Here is a 16,920-nt window from a genome sequence, read left to right as displayed (position 1 = left end):
GATGCAGATGTATAGTAAATAATCTTTGTGGTTTTGTAGATATTTCATTTTGAAAAAACAGGAGTAGGTAATTAATGGCAATTCATGTGATTCAAAGTCAGCGTATTGATGTACTGGTACATGCCATGCTGACGACCGTGAATAAGCCTGCCAATACGCCTTTTCAGGTTCTGCAAACCCAGCATTTTATTGTGCCATCACATGCTATGGAAACGTGGCTCACGCAAAAATTGGCAGAACAAAAAGGCATCAGTGCTAATACCCAGTTTCATCACCGTATTCGTGGTTTTCAGTGGTCAGCCTATCAATGGGTGCTGGTCGATCAAAAAGAACAAGTCCGTAAAGCCAATATTCCCCGAATTATTATTAAGTGGCGCGTGTTTCAGGCACTGAAAGCCTTTATTCAGGCCGAACAAAATCCTTTAGCCTTAGATCATCCTTTACATTCCATTGTGCAACGGATTTATGACAGTGCTGACCGTTTAGAGCAAGGCGTAGAAAAACAGCTGAAAAAGCAGGGTATGCTGTATTGGGTGGCGGAACAGGTATCACGTCTGTTTAGCCATTACATGGAATATCGCGGGTATTGCCAGAAAAATTGTCCACCGAATATGTGCAGTTGTCCAAGCAACTGGTTACAGGCTTGGGGGCAAAACAAAGAACTCTCCATTGAAGATATGTTCTTTAAAACCAATACTGAAATTTCTGAATTTACCCTAAATCAGGCACGTGAACTGGAAGCATGGCAGCGCTGGTTATGGCAGGAAGTGTTTCATCAGGACTTTGAGCAAATGCAAAGTATTGATGCGATGTTCTGGGAAATTCTGGATGATCCAGAGACACGTAAAGTGGCCTTAAAAAAACTGCCGCGACAATTGGTGATTTTCACTTTACTCGATTTACCGCCAATGCAACTGGAGTTTTTACGCCGTTTGGGGCAGTACATCGATATCTATATTCTGCATTACAACCCTTCGCAAGAATATTGGGCAGACAGTGTCGATCCGAACTGGAAAGCACGTTATGACGTACGGGTCAAAGAACGCTTTATTGCCAAAAACCCGAAAGCCAGTGATGCCGATATTGAAAAATTTTTTCAGGAATTTACCTTAAATTTTAATGCAGAACAGCGTGAGTCACGCCATCCATTACTGACCCGTTTTGGTAAACAGGCACGTGATCATTTCTCTTTATTGTCCAACTTGTCTTCAGGTGAAGATGGGGTTTGGGCAGATGCCTTTGTCGATGAATATAAACAGAATTTACTCGGTAAAATCCAGTCGGATATTTTATATTTGGTTGAACCGGAGCAGCATCAATATGCTTTAGATGAGCAGGATGATTCGATTCAGATTCATGTCTGTCATTCCAGTTTGCGTCAGCTTGAAGTTTTAAAGGAACAGCTGATTCACTGGTTAGCGCAAGGCACTAAAGATGCACCACGTCGACCAAGTGACATCTTGGTTTTAAGCCCAAGTTTGAGTGAGCTTGAACCGCTAATTCGTAGTGTATTTGCGCCACCACCCAGTGAACGTGATCTGATTCAGCAAAAAACGGGCAGCAGTCATCAACTCTCCAAAGACAGTGTGTATTTGCCGATTAAAATTGCCGGCGTGACCCAGCTGGATGCCCTGAATGCCTGGAAAGCGGTGCTGGGGCGCATTGAGCTGATTCAAGGGCGTTTTACTATTGAGGATTTTGCTGATTGGCTCAGTCTGGGTGCCACCCAGCAGCTCTACGCTTTAGAAGTCAATTCGATTGAACGTATCATTGAATTGCTGATTGATGCCGGCTTTAAACGTGGACTGGATGCAGAGCATTTACAACGCAGTTTGTCTGCAGGTGATGAAGACTATCGTTTTAGTTTTAAATTTGCTTTAGACCGTCTGGCTTTAGGCGTCGCGATTCCCGAACATACCTTGTTTCAAGGCACGCTGAGTTTTGCCAAAGTCTTGCCAAGCGACTTTGAACTGATTGCCAAGTTGATTCAGATTTATCAGGATTTTGATGCCCGCCGTGACTGGATGATTGCACATGAACAGGGTAAAACAGTACCTGTCGAGCAGTGGCTAAAATACCTGATGCAGGACATTGCCGAGTTTGAAGATGCAGGTGTTGAATCCTTAACGGCTGTTTATAAAATTATTAAAAAACAGGAACGAATGCTGACACTGGCCAGTTTCTATGATGAACATGATCATCATGCCTTGCGCAGTCTAAGTTTGCCGTTGCCTTATTTGCTGGCGGAAATTAACACCACTTTGGAAGCGCAGCTGGAACATGCTGAACCGACTGGGCAGATTACTTTTAGCCAAATCGGACAGATCCGTCCTGTGCCGTATAAATTGATTGTGATGCTTGGACTCGACAGCGGCAAGTTTCCGAATCGAATCCAACATTTACCCTTTGATTTGATGGATTTACTGAAACCCCAATTGGGTGATCGTTCCCGCCTGGAAGATGATCAGGGGGCATTTTTAGATAATCTGCTGTTGGCGCAGGATAACCTGTGGCTGTTTTATAATGGCTTCGATATTAATGATGGTGAAGTGCGTGATCCATCCACCGTGTTGCAGGAACTGATTCAGCATCTGGCCTTTATTGTTCAGATCAAGCAGCCCGATACAGAAGCGGATGCAACCGTGGAGATCAATGGGGTGGAGGTGCCTGAACAACTGCAGTCGCTTTATCATGTACATCCTTTATTGCCTTTTGATCCGGTGGGATTTGAATCGGCTCGACCGGTGCGTTATCAGGATCAATGGTTCTGTGTGGCGGGGCAGCTACGGCATGCCACGGGACAGCGCTCATCCTGGGTGAATACGCCGTATCAAAATCTGCAGCAAGATGTTCAGGTGCTGGACAGTCATCAATGGATTCAGGATGTTACTTTCCCAGCACGGCTTTATTTAAAAACCTTAGGCGTGGAAAATTTGCATCCTGAAGATTTGCCCGTGGTACAAGAACCTTTGTTACTGGATGGTTTGGGACGTTATGCCGTGCGCCAGTTCTTGCAAAAGCAGGAGGGTGCCGCGCAACCTGAATTATTGATGGATCAGCTACCGATAGGAAAACTGCAACAGAGTAGCTGGCAGATGAGTGTGGTGGAGCAAGAACGTTTAAAGGCACGATTGTTGAAATATGCCCCTGAAGTCACGCCGACCACGCAGCAAGTGTGGAAGGTGAATGATCATGTTTATATGAACATCAATCTGCCGAAAAATAGTGCTGAAAAATGGGTCAGTCTGGAAGCATCAAGTGCACGTGCCAAACGTCGCGCTAAAGTCTGGCTGGAATATCTGCTCTGGCTGGCTTATCTGAACATGGGTGAAGGTGGAGAAAAACTGGCGCGGATTGTGGTGTTTAGCGACCGAACCATTTTATGTCATGGCGTCACTTCGAATAAAGCGCGCGAGTGGCTGGATCATTGGCTGGCGGCCTGGAAATACGGGCAAAGCCAACCGCTGGTTTTGCCTGCGGCCTTGCTGCTTAAAATTGCTGAAAAAGACAAACAGCATGACTGGCAACCGAATGAACAGAACCAGATGTGCATAGATGATATGGAGGTGATTTATAAAGACTGGCATGAAGATGGCAAGTTCAGCGGTTTTTCGGTCGCGGATAATGAAGCCACCAAAATGCACCGTGACTGGCAGTTTATTTTGCAGGAACAGGATGCCACCGCTTTATTAGAAGATGCCTGCGCACAATTTTCCTATCAGCTTTATCAGCCCGTGTTTTGGCATCAACAAGTGATTGAGGAATAAGAATAAATGAATCATCCTCAAAGTTTAAGAAAGATTTCCTTTAATCCGATTGTAGATATGCAATTCAAAGGTTTGCACTGGATTGAGGCTTCGGCTGGTACAGGGAAAACCTTTACCCTGTCCAGTTTGATGGTGCGGATTTTACTGAATCAGTATCTGCCGAATCAGGTGATTGCCACTACTTTTACCCGTAAAGCTGCAGCAGAACTGAAAAACCGGATTCGACTGCGTCTGGTTGAAACCTTACGTTATTTTGAAAGCTGCCAAAAATTAACCGATGCTGAAATTCAGGCCAAAATTGCCGCTGAAACCGATCCCTTATTTCAAAAAGTCCTGACCGATTATGCAACGCGTGTGGATTTTGCCCGTGAACGTTTAAAACTGGTGCTTGATCAGCTGGATGAACTGTTTGTGGGAACACTGGACAGTTTCAGTCAAAAGTTATTGCGTGAGTTTTCATTTGAAAGTGGCAAAATTGAACGTGCCGATATCACCGATGATGCCAAGAGTTATACCCATCAGCTGATTCATGATGTATTACGTGAATGGATTCAGTTGCAACCGCAAAATGTGGTCAATTATCTACTGCTCAATCAAAAGTTGAAGTCGCAGGACGCTTATGTCGCTGTGGTGGAAAATACCCTGAATTTCGCTTCAGCACAGTTTCAGGAAGTCACTGCGCCAGAACTGGATTTAAACCAGTTTGAACAGCTGGTGGATGGCTTTATTCAGCTGGATTTAAGCCTGATTCCCACCCTGAGCGAATATTATTCGGCTGATGGACAATATCACTCGGTGATTGGTAAAAAATGGCGTAGCGATGGCTTGATGCAACGTACGCTATGTGATGATTTGCCGGCTTTTATTCAGGCTTTGGCTGAACAGCGCAGCTATGCTTTATTTGCACCGCATTTTGAAAAAACACTGAAAAACCTGACTGATCTCGCCACCAAAAAAGTCCTGAATAAATGTGCCGAAGATGTGCTGAATCAGTTCGAGCAGCATGTGGTGATTCAATCGCTGAAAAGTTTCTGTGAGGCTTTGTCTAAACTGAATATGGATCTGGATTTACTAGATGCCTATTTGAAATTTTATTTAAGCCGCGAAGTGAAAAAGCGTTTACCGCAAGTGCTACAACAAAAAAGTGAGACCACCTTTGCCCAGCAAATTCGGACTTTGTCGGAAGCACTGCAAGGCGAGCAAGGATTGCGTTTTGCCAAGTTTGTACAGGCACATTATCCTTTGATTTTGGTGGATGAATTTCAGGATACCAATCAGGATCAGGACGATATGCTGGCGCGGATCTGGCGTGATCAGAAGCGCTATATGCAAGGCTGCATGATCATGGTTGGTGACCCGAAACAGGCGATTTACGGCTTTCGTGGTGGCGACATGTTGACCTATAACAAGGCTCGTGCCGATGTACTGTCCAAACAAGGTCAGGAATACAGTTTGCGACACAACCATCGTTCAGTTAAAGCACTGGTGGAAGCTGTCGATGCTTTATTCCAGCGCCAGATGGATTTTGGTGAAGAGGTGTTTTACAGTCCAGTTGAAGTCGGTGTTCGTCCCCATCCACCGCTGATTGATAGACAAGGTGAAAATCACCAACCCTTACGCTGGGTACAATTGAGTGATAAAAAAGCAGAACCGATTCAGGTCGCGTGGAAAATTCGGGATTTACTCAATCAGGGCATTGAAGAAAAACTCTATCTGGCAGAAAAAACTGGCCCGAAATATTTGATTGAAAATGACATCGCAATTTTATCGAAAAACCATGATGGTCTGGATAAAGTCCAATATGAATTAGAGCGCTTGGGTATTCGGGTCAATCGCCCGTCGAAACGTAGCGTGTTTGATCATCAGGTTGCCAAAGATGTCGGAGCGGTGCTGGCTGCCATCATGCATCCCTATGATGAAGGTAAAATCAAGCGTGCCTTACTCAGCCGATTATTGGGTTTCAATTTACAGCAGCTGATTCAACTTGAAGCTCAGGCAGATGGTTTAAGCCAGTTTATTTACGACTTCGACTGCATTCGTGAAATGTGGCTGGAAAAGGGCTTTTTAACCGCGTGGCAATATTGTCTGAATTTATTTCAAGTTTGGAAAAACTTGGTGGCAAGCCAAAGCCGGGATAATGAACGCACGGTAGTGAATTTACGTCATCTGACCGAATTACTCAGTCAGCACAGTGAGCAATATCAAGGTGCACAAAAACTTTATTACTGGTATTTGAAACAACTGCAATCTCCGGCGGAAAGGGAGTGGGAACTGGAACGCAAACTGTCGAATGAGGCAGGGGTGCAACTGATGACCATTCACCAGTCCAAAGGGCTGGAATTTAAAATTGTTTTTTTATTGGGGGCAGACAAGCCACCCAAGGAAATGAACAAAACCCTGAACTTTTCCACCGTAGATCATGTACATCCGGTGACAGGTAAAGTTGAAGTGCTGCGTGTGGTTGCGGTAAATGACAAGAACTTGCTGGAACAAGCTGCAATTGATCAGCACAATGCACGTGCAGTCGCAGAGCAACATCGGCTCTGGTATGTAGCACTGACCCGAGCCAGTCATCGTGTCTATGCCATGTTGCAGGATCAGGATGGTAAATCAAATCATGGTTTGGCGTTCTGGCGCGGGCAAGCACCTGAAATTTTTGCTCATCCAGGGAGTGCAGATGAAGCTTTGCTGAATGAGAAGCCGATCAAATTACAGCTCAGACAACAGCAGGAACCCTTACCATTACAGGCTTTGGAATTTCCCACGCAGCGTTTTTACCCACGTTCCAAAACCAGTTTCAGTGCACTGGTACAGCATTTAAGCCGTAAACAAGCGATGGATGCCTTAGCGGTCAATACCGAACAAATGCTCAGTGCGGCAGATGAAATCCACGTGATTGAACCGGTTGAAACCGTTTCGAACCAACCCTTGTCATGGATCAAGCGTAACTTTCCGATGGGCACCGTGGCAGGGACTTTCCTGCATGAAATTTTTGAACATATCGATTTCAAAGATCAACAGGATTGGCCTTTGGAGATTCGCCGCCGTTTTAAAAATGACTATCCAGGTTTATGGTTAGAATTATCAAATAAATATGAACAGGAATTTCAGCAGCAGGATGAAGAACAGCTGATTACCTGGATGGGTGAATGGTTGCAACAGGTTTTAGTCACACCTTTGCATCAGGATTTTCAGCTGAATCAACTGACTGAACATGAGCATCTGGCTGAATTTCCCTTTTATTTGTCTCTGTCCGATCATGTCCTGGCGATTCAACGTATTCATCAACTGTACGCAGAATATGGCATAGACATGCTTGATTTTAACCAAGCCAATTCTGCACGTTATTTAACAGGTTCAATCGATCTGGTTTATTTTGATGGTCAGCAATATCACATTGCCGATTATAAAAGTAACTTTTTAGGCACCGATCAATCACATTATGCCGGAACGGAAATCAGGCAAAGTATGTCGCAAGCCAGTTACTGGTTGCAGGCAGGCCTGTATCTGGTGGCGTTGCATCGTTATTTAACGGTTCAAATGCAGAACTATGACATTGAAATGCATTTGGGTGGTGCAAGTTATCTGTATTTGCGCGGCATGAATGGACAAGCTGACCACGGTTTCTATCACTGGAAACCGGATGCTGAATTTGTCCTGCGTCTTGATGCTATTTTGGGCTACTTTGCTGAAGATAAAAGCAGCAAAATTGCCTGATTTATCGAAATTAGTAGATTTTAAACAACAAATTAAGCTGTGGATAACCTTGAGGGTAAATGTGTGGAAAATAAACAATATAAAGAGGGTCAAAGCGCTGAATGGATCAGCACTTGGAGTCAGTTTATTCGCCAGAAACCTTTTAGTCATGCATCACAGCAGGAAAATAGCAGCGACATTATCGAGCAAGTTCTGGAAGCGATTCAACAAGGTGATAGTTGTATTTCTGCAACTCAAGCGCAAGCCGATACCCTGAATGATTTAGTGGTTTCGGTATCCAATATTCAGCAGCAGATTGCCCCTTTTGTTTATGAAGACAATCGTTTGTATTTATATCGCTATTGGGCATTGGAACAGTCTTTGGCTCAGCAAGTTGCACGTTTAAAGCAGCAAAATATCGAAGCTGTTGATATTTCGGCTTATCCCAATTTATTAACAGATGAACACCAAATTCAAGCCTTAAGTATGGTGGCAAAGCAAGCGCTGAATATTATTACCGGTGGACCAGGGACAGGTAAAACCTACACGCTGGCACGTATTATTGCCGTGCTGAATCAAGCGCTGCCGAATATCCGTATTGCCATGGCAGCACCGACGGGTAAAGCTGCACAGCGTATGAAAGAGGCACTGCAAAACTCGCTGAATGACGAAAAGTTGCAGGATTTGGTCACGGATGATTTAAAACAGCTCAATCCGATTACCATTCACCGATTATTGGGTTTGGGAACTAACTATCAACCGCGTTTTCATGCCAAACAACCTTTGCCTTATGACGTGATTGTGGTCGATGAAGCCTCGATGTTGGATCTCAGTTTGGCCAATATGTTGTTGTCTGCGGTGCCTGATCAGGCACGGTTAATTTTGTTGGGCGATGCGGATCAGTTGGCAGCAGTCGATGTCGGTTCAGTGCTGGCAGATTTACAGCTAGTCCCCGCTTTAGCCGAGAATCGAGTGAATTTGGTCACCAGTCGCCGTTTTAAAGAGGGTGCATTGATTGGTCAAATGGCGGAATTTATTCAAGCGCAACAACCCACTCAAAATGGCACAGCATTGTTAGAAAAGTTTGCCGAGCAAGTGGTTCATCCGAGTGAAATAAAATCTGTATCCCTTCAATCTGACATGGAGGATCAAATTCAACTGGAATATCTGCCACAGCATATGTCCAAGCAATTTGATCGAACCCCCTATTACGACAAACTGATGTTGGGGTATCAACCTTATATTGAAGTCTTGAAAAGCTATTTAACTGCCGATGAGCCGGAACTTTGGGTACCACAAGTGGTCAAAGTTTTTGATGATTACCGAATTTTGGCCGCCATTCGACATGGTGCTTTGGGTTTGACCCAGCTGAATCTACACATCGAACAACGCTTACTTGATGCTTTATCACTACAGATGAGCAAGCAAGGGGATTGGTATGTAGGTCGTCCAGTGATGATGACCTATAACGATTATCAACTGGGCTTGTCGAATGGTGATATCGGGATCTGTTTTAAACGCAGTCGAGATGGACAATCGCAGTTTGAGGTCTATTTCCCAAGTTTGGAAAAATGGGTACCCGCTACCCGCTTGCCGAAAAGTATTGAAACGGCATTTGTGCTGACGATTCATAAATCGCAAGGTTCAGAATTTACCCATACCGCAGTGGTTTTAGATGAAACAGCAAAGGATTTATTAAGTAAAGAATTACTGTATACCGCTATTACCCGTGCCAAAAAGGTGGTGAGTCTTTTGGCAGATCAAGATGCTCTAGTACAATCTTTAACCGTCAAAACTATGAGAAAAAGCGGGTTATTAGAGAAGGTTAATAATTTCTAAGCTATTGACTAAATTATTAACTATAAATAAATAAACTTTGCTTTTGTACGAAATTGCTTACAGCGATTCGAGAAATTGCCGCATAGAGCTTTATGAATGTTTTTGAGATGATGGCTGCACATAAAAAGCTCAATACGGAAAGTTGGGTAAAATCGCCATAAAATATAATAATAATGTCGAGAGACAGCGAACTTACAGTGAAGTAAGTAAAAGAGGAAACTTACAGCCGCTAAGCCTTGTAGTTTTGGGAGAGACTACAGGGCTTTTTTATATGTAAAAAATATCACTTTTCACAAAATGATTTGCTTAATCTGTCATGGACACTAAAAATATCAGTGGGTTTATTTTTAAAGTGGGTTCGAATGTCAGGGTTTGTATTCGATAGATATTGAATTAACGATTACTTGTTGTATTTTAATAATATTGTTAGATGGGTCACATTAATCGGGTAATAAAAAAATAATTAATGTACGTAAAAGCTTACAAATAGATACGCAAAAGGCGACTTCTTTACATAAAGCTTTATGGCAAAATCGATCACACAGGGAAGTACTAGTTACACAGGGATTGTTTATAATAATAACCGCGAAACAGCGAACATTATTACTATAAATAAAATAATAATTATTAAAACATAAGAAACTACAGCGCAAAAAAAGCCCAAGCCTAGCTTGGGCTTTTTTTTATCCTGTATGGGCATGATGAGGTATGCAATGGATGCGAATGCTTAGGAGGGCGCTTCTCAACATATAAGAAAGAATTAAAAACGGATGTGAAGGGCATGATTTCATTGCTGGATTGCTAAGCTAAATTTAAAGATAGAAAGATAAAAACTGTAGCTGATCAGCGAATTGAAATAAAAAGATGAAAACATGTTTCTATTTTTGCAATCACCTGACTTTTCCCTTAAAATAGCGCACTTGCTGTAGTGATGCACGGCAGTCAATTGAGTGATCAATTGATTCCTATCATATGTAATTTTTTAAGCATCTCGGAGAAATCGAATGGCTTTAACAAATGCAGATCGCGCAGAGATCGTTGCTAAATATGCTCGCGCTGAAAACGACACTGGTTCACCTGAAGTACAAGTAGCTTTGTTGACTGCACAAATCAATGATTTGCAAGGTCACTTTAAAGAACACAAACACGACCACCATAGCCGTCGCGGTCTTATCCGTATGGTTAACCAACGTCGTAAGCTTCTTGACTACCTTAAAGGTAAAGACACTACTCGTTACGGCGCTTTGATCACTGCTTTAGGTTTACGTCGTTAATTCGATTAAACTTATTTTTCGGACTATTGCATTTTGAATGCTGTCAGACTGAAAAAGAAAGTCTACCTGGCTTCGGCCAGGTATTGGGAAGGGGCGATTGTTTCGCTCCTTCTTTGTGTCTTAAATTAGTGTTTTGACAATCTGGTGAGGTCGGCTTCTAAGCTTTGTCATTTATACTTACAGCTGAGTAATGTGAATGCCAAACCTTAGGGGTCTCCACTAGAATAAAATCAGGAAACAAAAATACATGTCGATGTTTAATATTATTCGTAAAGAATTCCAGTTCGGTCAACACCAGGTTGTACTAGAAACTGGTCGTGTTGCACGTCAAGCAAACACAGTTGTAATCACTATGGGCGGTGTAACTGTACTTGTTGCTGTTGTTGCTCAACCAAAAGCAAAAGCAGGTCAGGACTTCTTCCCACTTACTGTTAACTATCAAGAAAAACAATATGCTGCCGGTCGTATCCCAGGTGGCTATGGTAAACGTGAAGGCCGTGCGTCTGAAGCTGAAACTTTAATTTCACGCTTAATCGACCGTCCAATTCGTCCGTTGTTCCCAGAAGGTTACTTCAACGAAATCCAGGTAACAGCAACTGTTATTTCTTCTGATAAAACCATGGATGCTGACATTGCTGCAATGCTCGGTACTTCAGCTGCAATGTCAATTGCAGGTACTCCGTTCCGTGGTCCAATCGCGGGTGCGCGTGTTGGTTTAATCAACGGCGAATATATTCTTAACCCGAACTACGAACAATTGAAAGAATCTGATCTTGATCTTGTTGTTGCGGGTACTGAATCTGCAGTGCTTATGGTTGAATCTGAAGCGAAAGAACTTTCAGAAGACCAAATGCTGGGTGCTGTACTTTTCGGTCATGACGAAATGCAAATCGCGATCCAGGCGATTAAAGAATTTGCTGCTGCTGCAGGCGCGGTTGAATCTACTTGGACTGCTCCAGTTAAAAATGAAGCGCTTCTTGCTCAATTAAAAGAAGCATTCGAAGCGAAAATCTCTGAAGCATACACCATTGCAGTTAAACAAGACCGTTATGCGGCGCTTGATGCACTTTATGCTGAAGCCATTGCTCAATTCGTTCCAGAAAATGACGAAACGGGTATTGCTGACGAAGTGAACGAATTATTCGAAGATCTTAAATACCGTACTGTTCGTGACAACATCTTGTCTGGTAAACCACGTATTGATGGCCGTGACACGAAAACTGTTCGTGGCTTAGACGTACAAGTTGGCGTTCTTGACCGTGCACACGGTTCAGCATTATTCACACGTGGTGAAACTCAAGCATTGGTTACTACAACTTTGGGTAACACACGTGATGCATTGATGGTTGATACTTTGTCTGGTACTAAAACTGACAACTTCATGTTGCACTACAACTTCCCTGCATACTCTGTAGGTGAAACGGGTCGTGAATCTGGTCCTAAACGTCGTGAAATCGGTCATGGCCGTTTGGCGCGTCGTGGTGTTCAAGCCGTGCTTCCACCAGCTGACCGCTTCCCGTATGTAATCCGTATCGTATCTGACATCACTGAATCTAACGGTTCATCTTCAATGGCTTCTGTATGTGGTGCTTCATTATCACTTATGGATGCAGGTGTTCCATTGAAAGCACCAGTTGCGGGTATTGCAATGGGTCTAGTGAAAGAAGGCGAGCGTTTTGCAGTTCTTTCTGACATCTTGGGTGATGAAGATCACTTAGGTGACATGGACTTTAAAGTAGCCGGTTCTGCAAACGGTATTACTGCGCTTCAAATGGATATCAAGATCGAAGGTATCACTGAAGAAATCATGGAAGCTGCATTGAACCAGGCTTATGCGGGTCGTATGCACATCCTGAACGCAATGAATCAAGTGATTTCACGCGCTCGTCCTGAAATTTCTATGCATGCGCCTACATTCCAGGTGATCAACATCAACCCGGACAAAATCCGTGATGTAATCGGTAAAGGCGGCGCGACTATTCGTGCAATTACTGAAGAAACTAAAGCGGCAATTGATATCGAAGATAACGGTACAGTTCGCGTATTTGGTGAAACTAAAGCAGCTGCGGCTGCTGCGGTTGCTAAAATCCAGGCGCTTACTGCTGAAATCGAACCAGGTACAATTTATACGGGTAAAGTCATCCGTATCGTTGAATTCGGTGCGTTTGTAAACATCATGCCAGGTACTGACGGCCTACTTCATATTTCTCAAATTTCTAACGAACGTATTGCCAATGTTGCAGACGTATTGACAGAAGGTCAGGAAATTAAAGTACAAGTTGCTGACGTTGATAACCGTGGTCGTATTAAATTGACGATGAAAGACATCGAACAAGTTTAATGTCTTGAATATTCACATGGGCTAACTCATGTGAATGAAAATCTATGAAAAGCCTTGAGCTTCGTCAAAGTCATCACTTTGGCTTGCTCAGGGCTTTTTTTTGGGATTTAACTTGGATTGAGATTTGGAAATAAGGTGTTATTTGATTGCTTAAGTTTTTAGCGCAGCTCATAATTTTAAGACCGATAGATTGGGTTGCTCAGGTTTCTGTCGAGTAACAACAAAAAAGCAAAATTGTGAATAGAGAATTGTTTTAATGCAGGTTTATTATTTCTACCAACATCCGACAGAACATCATATTTTTATACAAAAAGAGCTCAATGCTGAAGCCGAACCTGAATTTATCTGGATCGATTGTACTCGGGGGGATGTGGTCACTCGTGCGGAGGCATGGCAAAAAGAAATATATCAGCATACACCTGTGTGCTTAAACGAATTTCATGTCAGAGATATTCTGAATTTAGAGCATCCTTGCGCATTTGATACCATGGATGACTATGATTTACTTATTTTTCGTAAACTCATTACCCCAGATGATGAAATAGAAACGGGTGAGCAGGCGCTTGAACTACATGAAAACATGTTTGGTTTAGCCACCACACCGATTAGTTTTATCATGACGCATCAAGTGCTGATTACGGTGCGTGAGCAAGGTAATAAAGCGATAGAAAATTATATTTCCCGTATTGAAACCAATTTTATCCGTTCTACACAAGAACAAAATAAGTCACGAAAACTTCCTCTTACACCACTCGATTTATCTTTGCGCTTGCTAAACAGTATGGTGGATGGCTATCTAGATTTGCGTATGCCGCTGACCCGACGAGTTGAGTTTTGGCAGCAGGAACTGTTGCAAGGGCATCGCCGGTTTACCAAGTGGAATCAGTTGTTGCAAGAAAGCATGTCTTTTCAACAAGTGGAAAATCTTTGCGAAGAACAAATTGATGCTTTACAAGAACTGCGTGACGAAATTGTCGATAATTACCCGCATTTAAAAGGCAAGAAGAAGTTTGAACGACAGGATATCATGCTGGTCCGTATGAATGATTTAGTCAGTCATGTGGAAAGAATTCAAAAACATACCATTCGTCTTCGTGCTTCAATTCAAGCTGCAATCGACTTGCATTTTTCAGCCATCGCCAATCAAACCAATGAAAATATGCGTATCTTGGCGATTATTACCGCCATTTTTGCACCGCTCACTTTATTGACTGGCGTGTATGGGATGAACTTTGAGTTTATTCCAGGTTTGAAATCACCCACCGGATTTTGGAGTATGTTGATTGTCATGCTCATCACCACTGTGTTGCTGGTCTATTATTTTTATCGCAGACATTTGGTTGGGCGAGGGGAAAAGAGCGTGATTGATTTACTCGCCCAACAACATAAAGACCAGCGTGTGAATCTATTCTGGTTCCTGGATTATGAGCCGATTAAGCAATCGGTTAAAGAAACCATGAAAGAAGTCGAAAAACTGACCAAGTTAAAATAGGGGTTTGCTTTCTATAAATCGCTTTTATAAAAAGCAATCTTGTTTTTAAGCGCAACCAGATATAGGTTGCGCTTAACTTAAACTCAGATAAGTGGAATAATCTGTCTTTTCTTATTAAGGTTAAAAGTTAAGAAAGATTAACCACTTGAGCAGTTCGCGTCAGTATTTTATAAATCTCATCTTTTATTTTTAGTTTTTTGCGCTTCATTGACTCAATATCATCATTGATCAGATTGACCGGATTGAGTTCAAGTTGAGCGATTTCTTTATCCAGCTCCTGATGACTCTCAAATATCTTGGCAAAATGAGGGTCATCATGACGTAGTTTATGGATCAGTTCCTGATGTTCAGGAAACATCTTTTTCACTTTTTTATTACATTCTTTGGTTTTCATAGGCCTAGATTATTCTCACAAAATGGGTTTTTAAGATAAAAATAACACCTACATACTTGTCCCTATAGAACAGTACGATTCAGTTTTAAAGGCTCAATCAAGAGTCTTTTACATTCATGTGTTTAACTTGCTTGCGTAATTGTTGTACTTCGTCGATTAAATCCAACATCATCGCCACCGCAGAAAGACTGGCATCAAAGTCGCGTTGTAAACGGTAAGCACGACGTGCACGAGAAACATCATCACCAAAGAACTGGTGAATACGTTCTTCTGGGCGGGTGTCTAAAATATCGTATTCAAGAAGTTGTAAAACCCATTCAGGACTTTGTCCACAGGCATCAGCAAAATGCTTTAAATCAAAACTATGATGCTCATCAATGACTTCCGCATGATTAAACCCATCACATATAATTTCACGATAATGAATAGTGGTCATGATTCTCTCCTTAGGCATTGCGAGGCTTAAATGCTGAAAAAGCTTTCGCAAAAGCTTGATAAGCCTGCTGTTCATGTTCAGTTTGCGCAGCTGGATACACGATATTTAAAACCAGGAATAAATGACCTGGTGTTTTGCTGGGTATCCCTTTGCCTTTTAGCCGAAGTTGCTGACCTGTCTTGGCATTTTTAGGCAGATTCACCTGAACTTTCGTCCCTTCAGGCGTTGAAGTTTCAATACTTTGTCCTAATGCTGCTTCCCATGGTGCGACATTGATGGTGTAGTAAATATCTGCGCCTTCAACTCGAATTTTGTCGGTGTCTTTATAGTGAATTTCAATATAAAGATCGCCATTTTTTCCGCCATTGACTCCCGTTTGACCTTGTCCTGCAAGGCGGATGTGCTGACCTTCTTTCATCCCTTTCGGGATTTTTACCTGTAATGTTTTGCGCTGAACTTCAGCTTCACCAAATGCATTTAAAGTCGGAATTTGCAAGGTGATCTGTTGGGTTGATCCGTGGTATGCAATCGCCACATCGACTTCGATACTGGCGTGTTGGTCTTCACCTTGATAACTGCGCTGCTGCTGTCTTTGTTGCTTTTGATATTGATAATTCCCTCCACCAAAGCCAGAACCGAAACGTCCGAAAAGATCTTCAAAGCCACTAAAGTCTGAATGACCCTGTTGCTCAAATCCTTGGCGGTAGAAGCGGCTATTATCAAAACCGCCTGTACCTGTCTGTGCCCCAGATTGATAAAAAGCTTCAGGATGATCAAGCTGAAAATCATATTCGGCTTTTTTCTCTTCATTGCTTAAAGTGTCATAAGCAACGTTGATTGCTTGCATTTTTTCTTCTGCATCCGCTTCCTTGCTTACGTCCGGATGATATTTTCGAGCCAATTTTCGATAGGCTTTCTTTATTTGATCGGGTGTGGCATTACGATTAATGCCAAGAACTTCATAATGACTTTTAGACATAAAATCTTAAGCTGGAGTTGGTTATGTTTTAATCATTATTATGCCTTTCATAAAACTGAAATAGTGTAGATATGTACCTTATTGTTTCAAGTTATGACAAAAAAAAGACTCCTGTTTAGGAGCCTTTAGAAATCTTGAATAAGATCAATATTTAATCCAGGTTACACTGCGTCCAATTACTGAAACTCCCACATAACCACGAAGATTTAAATGCCTGCCACTTGCACTTAGACGTGCCTTACCTTTGTAGACTTTACCGCCAATAGGATCCAGTACTCGACCATGATTAAATTCACGCGGGTTATCCGGATTTTGTTTAAAACCCCAGATAAAAGGTAAACCGAGGAAGGGTTTGTTTTTTAAGTTGCCTGGGCAACTGGAACAGATCCCCATTTTTTCCGATCCCGGAACGTTGCGGGTCGCGACAATAATACCTTCATAAGTACCATCGGGTTTTTTGCTAATTTCAACATCGGCACGTGAATAACCAGTACGGTCATCAATGGTTTTCCATTTGCCGACTAAAGGATCATTTCCGCTTTCAGCAAAACTTAATGAAGAAAGTGTTGCCAAAATTATCCCTGCGAAAATACCTTTATATAACTTCTTCATTAATCTCCCCCTTAAAATGAAATGTTTATAGTTTTAGAGTAAAACACCTAATTTATAGCGATAATTACTTGAAAAATCAAACAAATAAAA

General features: G+C 42.3%; 10 protein-coding genes. 6 read left to right on the top strand and 4 right to left on the bottom strand.

Annotated elements, in window-relative coordinates:
• Positions 1-74: 74 nt before the first annotated feature.
• The 6 genes from E0409_RS03770 (at position 75) to E0409_RS03745 (ending at position 14,409) form a co-directional block, all read left to right on the top strand.
• Positions 75-3,767, top strand: coding sequence for an exodeoxyribonuclease V subunit gamma (locus E0409_RS03770; protein WP_131287798.1), 3,693 nt, complete (start codon positions 75-77; stop codon positions 3,765-3,767).
• A 6-nt stretch (positions 3,768-3,773) separates the two neighbouring features.
• On the top strand, positions 3,774-7,484 hold the full coding sequence (locus tag E0409_RS03765) for a UvrD-helicase domain-containing protein (RefSeq protein ID WP_131287795.1): 3,711 nt from the start codon (positions 3,774-3,776) through the stop codon (positions 7,482-7,484).
• A 63-nt stretch (positions 7,485-7,547) separates the two neighbouring features.
• Positions 7,548-9,302 (top strand): exodeoxyribonuclease V subunit alpha, encoded by a 1,755-nt coding sequence (recD, locus tag E0409_RS03760; RefSeq protein WP_131287792.1) that lies wholly within the window; start codon positions 7,548-7,550, stop codon positions 9,300-9,302.
• Between the two features lie 1,004 nt (positions 9,303-10,306).
• Positions 10,307-10,576: a 30S ribosomal protein S15 gene (gene rpsO, locus E0409_RS03755; protein WP_131287789.1), complete on the top strand. Its 270-nt coding sequence runs from the start codon at positions 10,307-10,309 to the stop codon at positions 10,574-10,576.
• Between the two features lie 253 nt (positions 10,577-10,829).
• Positions 10,830-12,917 (top strand): polyribonucleotide nucleotidyltransferase, encoded by a 2,088-nt coding sequence (pnp, locus tag E0409_RS03750; RefSeq protein ID WP_171458782.1) that lies wholly within the window; start codon positions 10,830-10,832, stop codon positions 12,915-12,917.
• Between the two features lie 256 nt (positions 12,918-13,173).
• Positions 13,174-14,409: a magnesium transporter CorA family protein gene (locus tag E0409_RS03745; protein WP_131287783.1), complete on the top strand. Its 1,236-nt coding sequence runs from the start codon at positions 13,174-13,176 to the stop codon at positions 14,407-14,409.
• Between the two features lie 127 nt (positions 14,410-14,536).
• Here E0409_RS03745 and E0409_RS03740 read toward each other — a convergent pair whose 3' ends face one another.
• The 4 genes from E0409_RS03740 to E0409_RS03725 form a co-directional block, all read right to left on the bottom strand.
• Positions 14,537-14,803, bottom strand: coding sequence for an HP1242/YdcH family protein (locus tag E0409_RS03740; RefSeq protein WP_131287780.1), 267 nt, complete (start codon positions 14,801-14,803; stop codon positions 14,537-14,539).
• Positions 14,804-14,900: 97 nt separating this feature from the next.
• The gene (locus tag E0409_RS03735) at positions 14,901-15,239 is read right to left on the bottom strand and encodes a chaperone modulator CbpM (RefSeq protein WP_131287777.1); all 339 of its coding nucleotides are present in this window, start codon (positions 15,237-15,239) and stop codon (positions 14,901-14,903) included.
• A 10-nt stretch (positions 15,240-15,249) separates the two neighbouring features.
• Positions 15,250-16,218: a DnaJ C-terminal domain-containing protein gene (locus E0409_RS03730; RefSeq protein WP_131287774.1), complete on the bottom strand. Its 969-nt coding sequence runs from the start codon at positions 16,216-16,218 to the stop codon at positions 15,250-15,252.
• Positions 16,219-16,362: 144 nt separating this feature from the next.
• Positions 16,363-16,830, bottom strand: coding sequence for a DUF2147 domain-containing protein (locus tag E0409_RS03725; protein ID WP_131287771.1), 468 nt, complete (start codon positions 16,828-16,830; stop codon positions 16,363-16,365).
• Between the last annotated feature and the right edge of the window lie 90 nt (positions 16,831-16,920).

The sequence above is a fragment of the Acinetobacter sp. ANC 4862 genome (assembly GCF_004336635.1).
In the GTDB taxonomy this organism is placed as follows: Bacteria; Pseudomonadota; Gammaproteobacteria; order Pseudomonadales; family Moraxellaceae; genus Acinetobacter.
The sequence above is the reverse complement of the archived record's forward strand: the minus strand, read 5'-3'. Positions and strand labels throughout refer to the sequence as shown.

Bases quoted from the DNA above. Each gene is read 5' to 3' on its own strand.
- E0409_RS03770 (WP_131287798.1), top strand. From the start codon at position 75: ATGGCAATTCATGTGATTCAAAGTCAGCGTATTGATGTACTGGTACAT.
- E0409_RS03765 (WP_131287795.1), top strand. From the start codon at position 3,774: ATGAATCATCCTCAAAGTTTAAGAAAGATTTCCTTTAATCCGATTGTA.
- rpsO (WP_131287789.1), top strand. From the start codon at position 10,307: ATGGCTTTAACAAATGCAGATCGCGCAGAGATCGTTGCTAAATATGCT.
- pnp (WP_171458782.1), top strand. From the start codon at position 10,830: ATGTTTAATATTATTCGTAAAGAATTCCAGTTCGGTCAACACCAGGTT.
- E0409_RS03745 (WP_131287783.1), top strand. From the start codon at position 13,174: ATGCAGGTTTATTATTTCTACCAACATCCGACAGAACATCATATTTTT.
- E0409_RS03740 (WP_131287780.1), bottom strand. From the start codon at position 14,803: ATGAAAACCAAAGAATGTAATAAAAAAGTGAAAAAGATGTTTCCTGAA.
- E0409_RS03735 (WP_131287777.1), bottom strand. From the start codon at position 15,239: ATGACCACTATTCATTATCGTGAAATTATATGTGATGGGTTTAATCAT.
- E0409_RS03730 (WP_131287774.1), bottom strand. From the start codon at position 16,218: ATGTCTAAAAGTCATTATGAAGTTCTTGGCATTAATCGTAATGCCACA.
- E0409_RS03725 (WP_131287771.1), bottom strand. From the start codon at position 16,830: ATGAAGAAGTTATATAAAGGTATTTTCGCAGGGATAATTTTGGCAACA.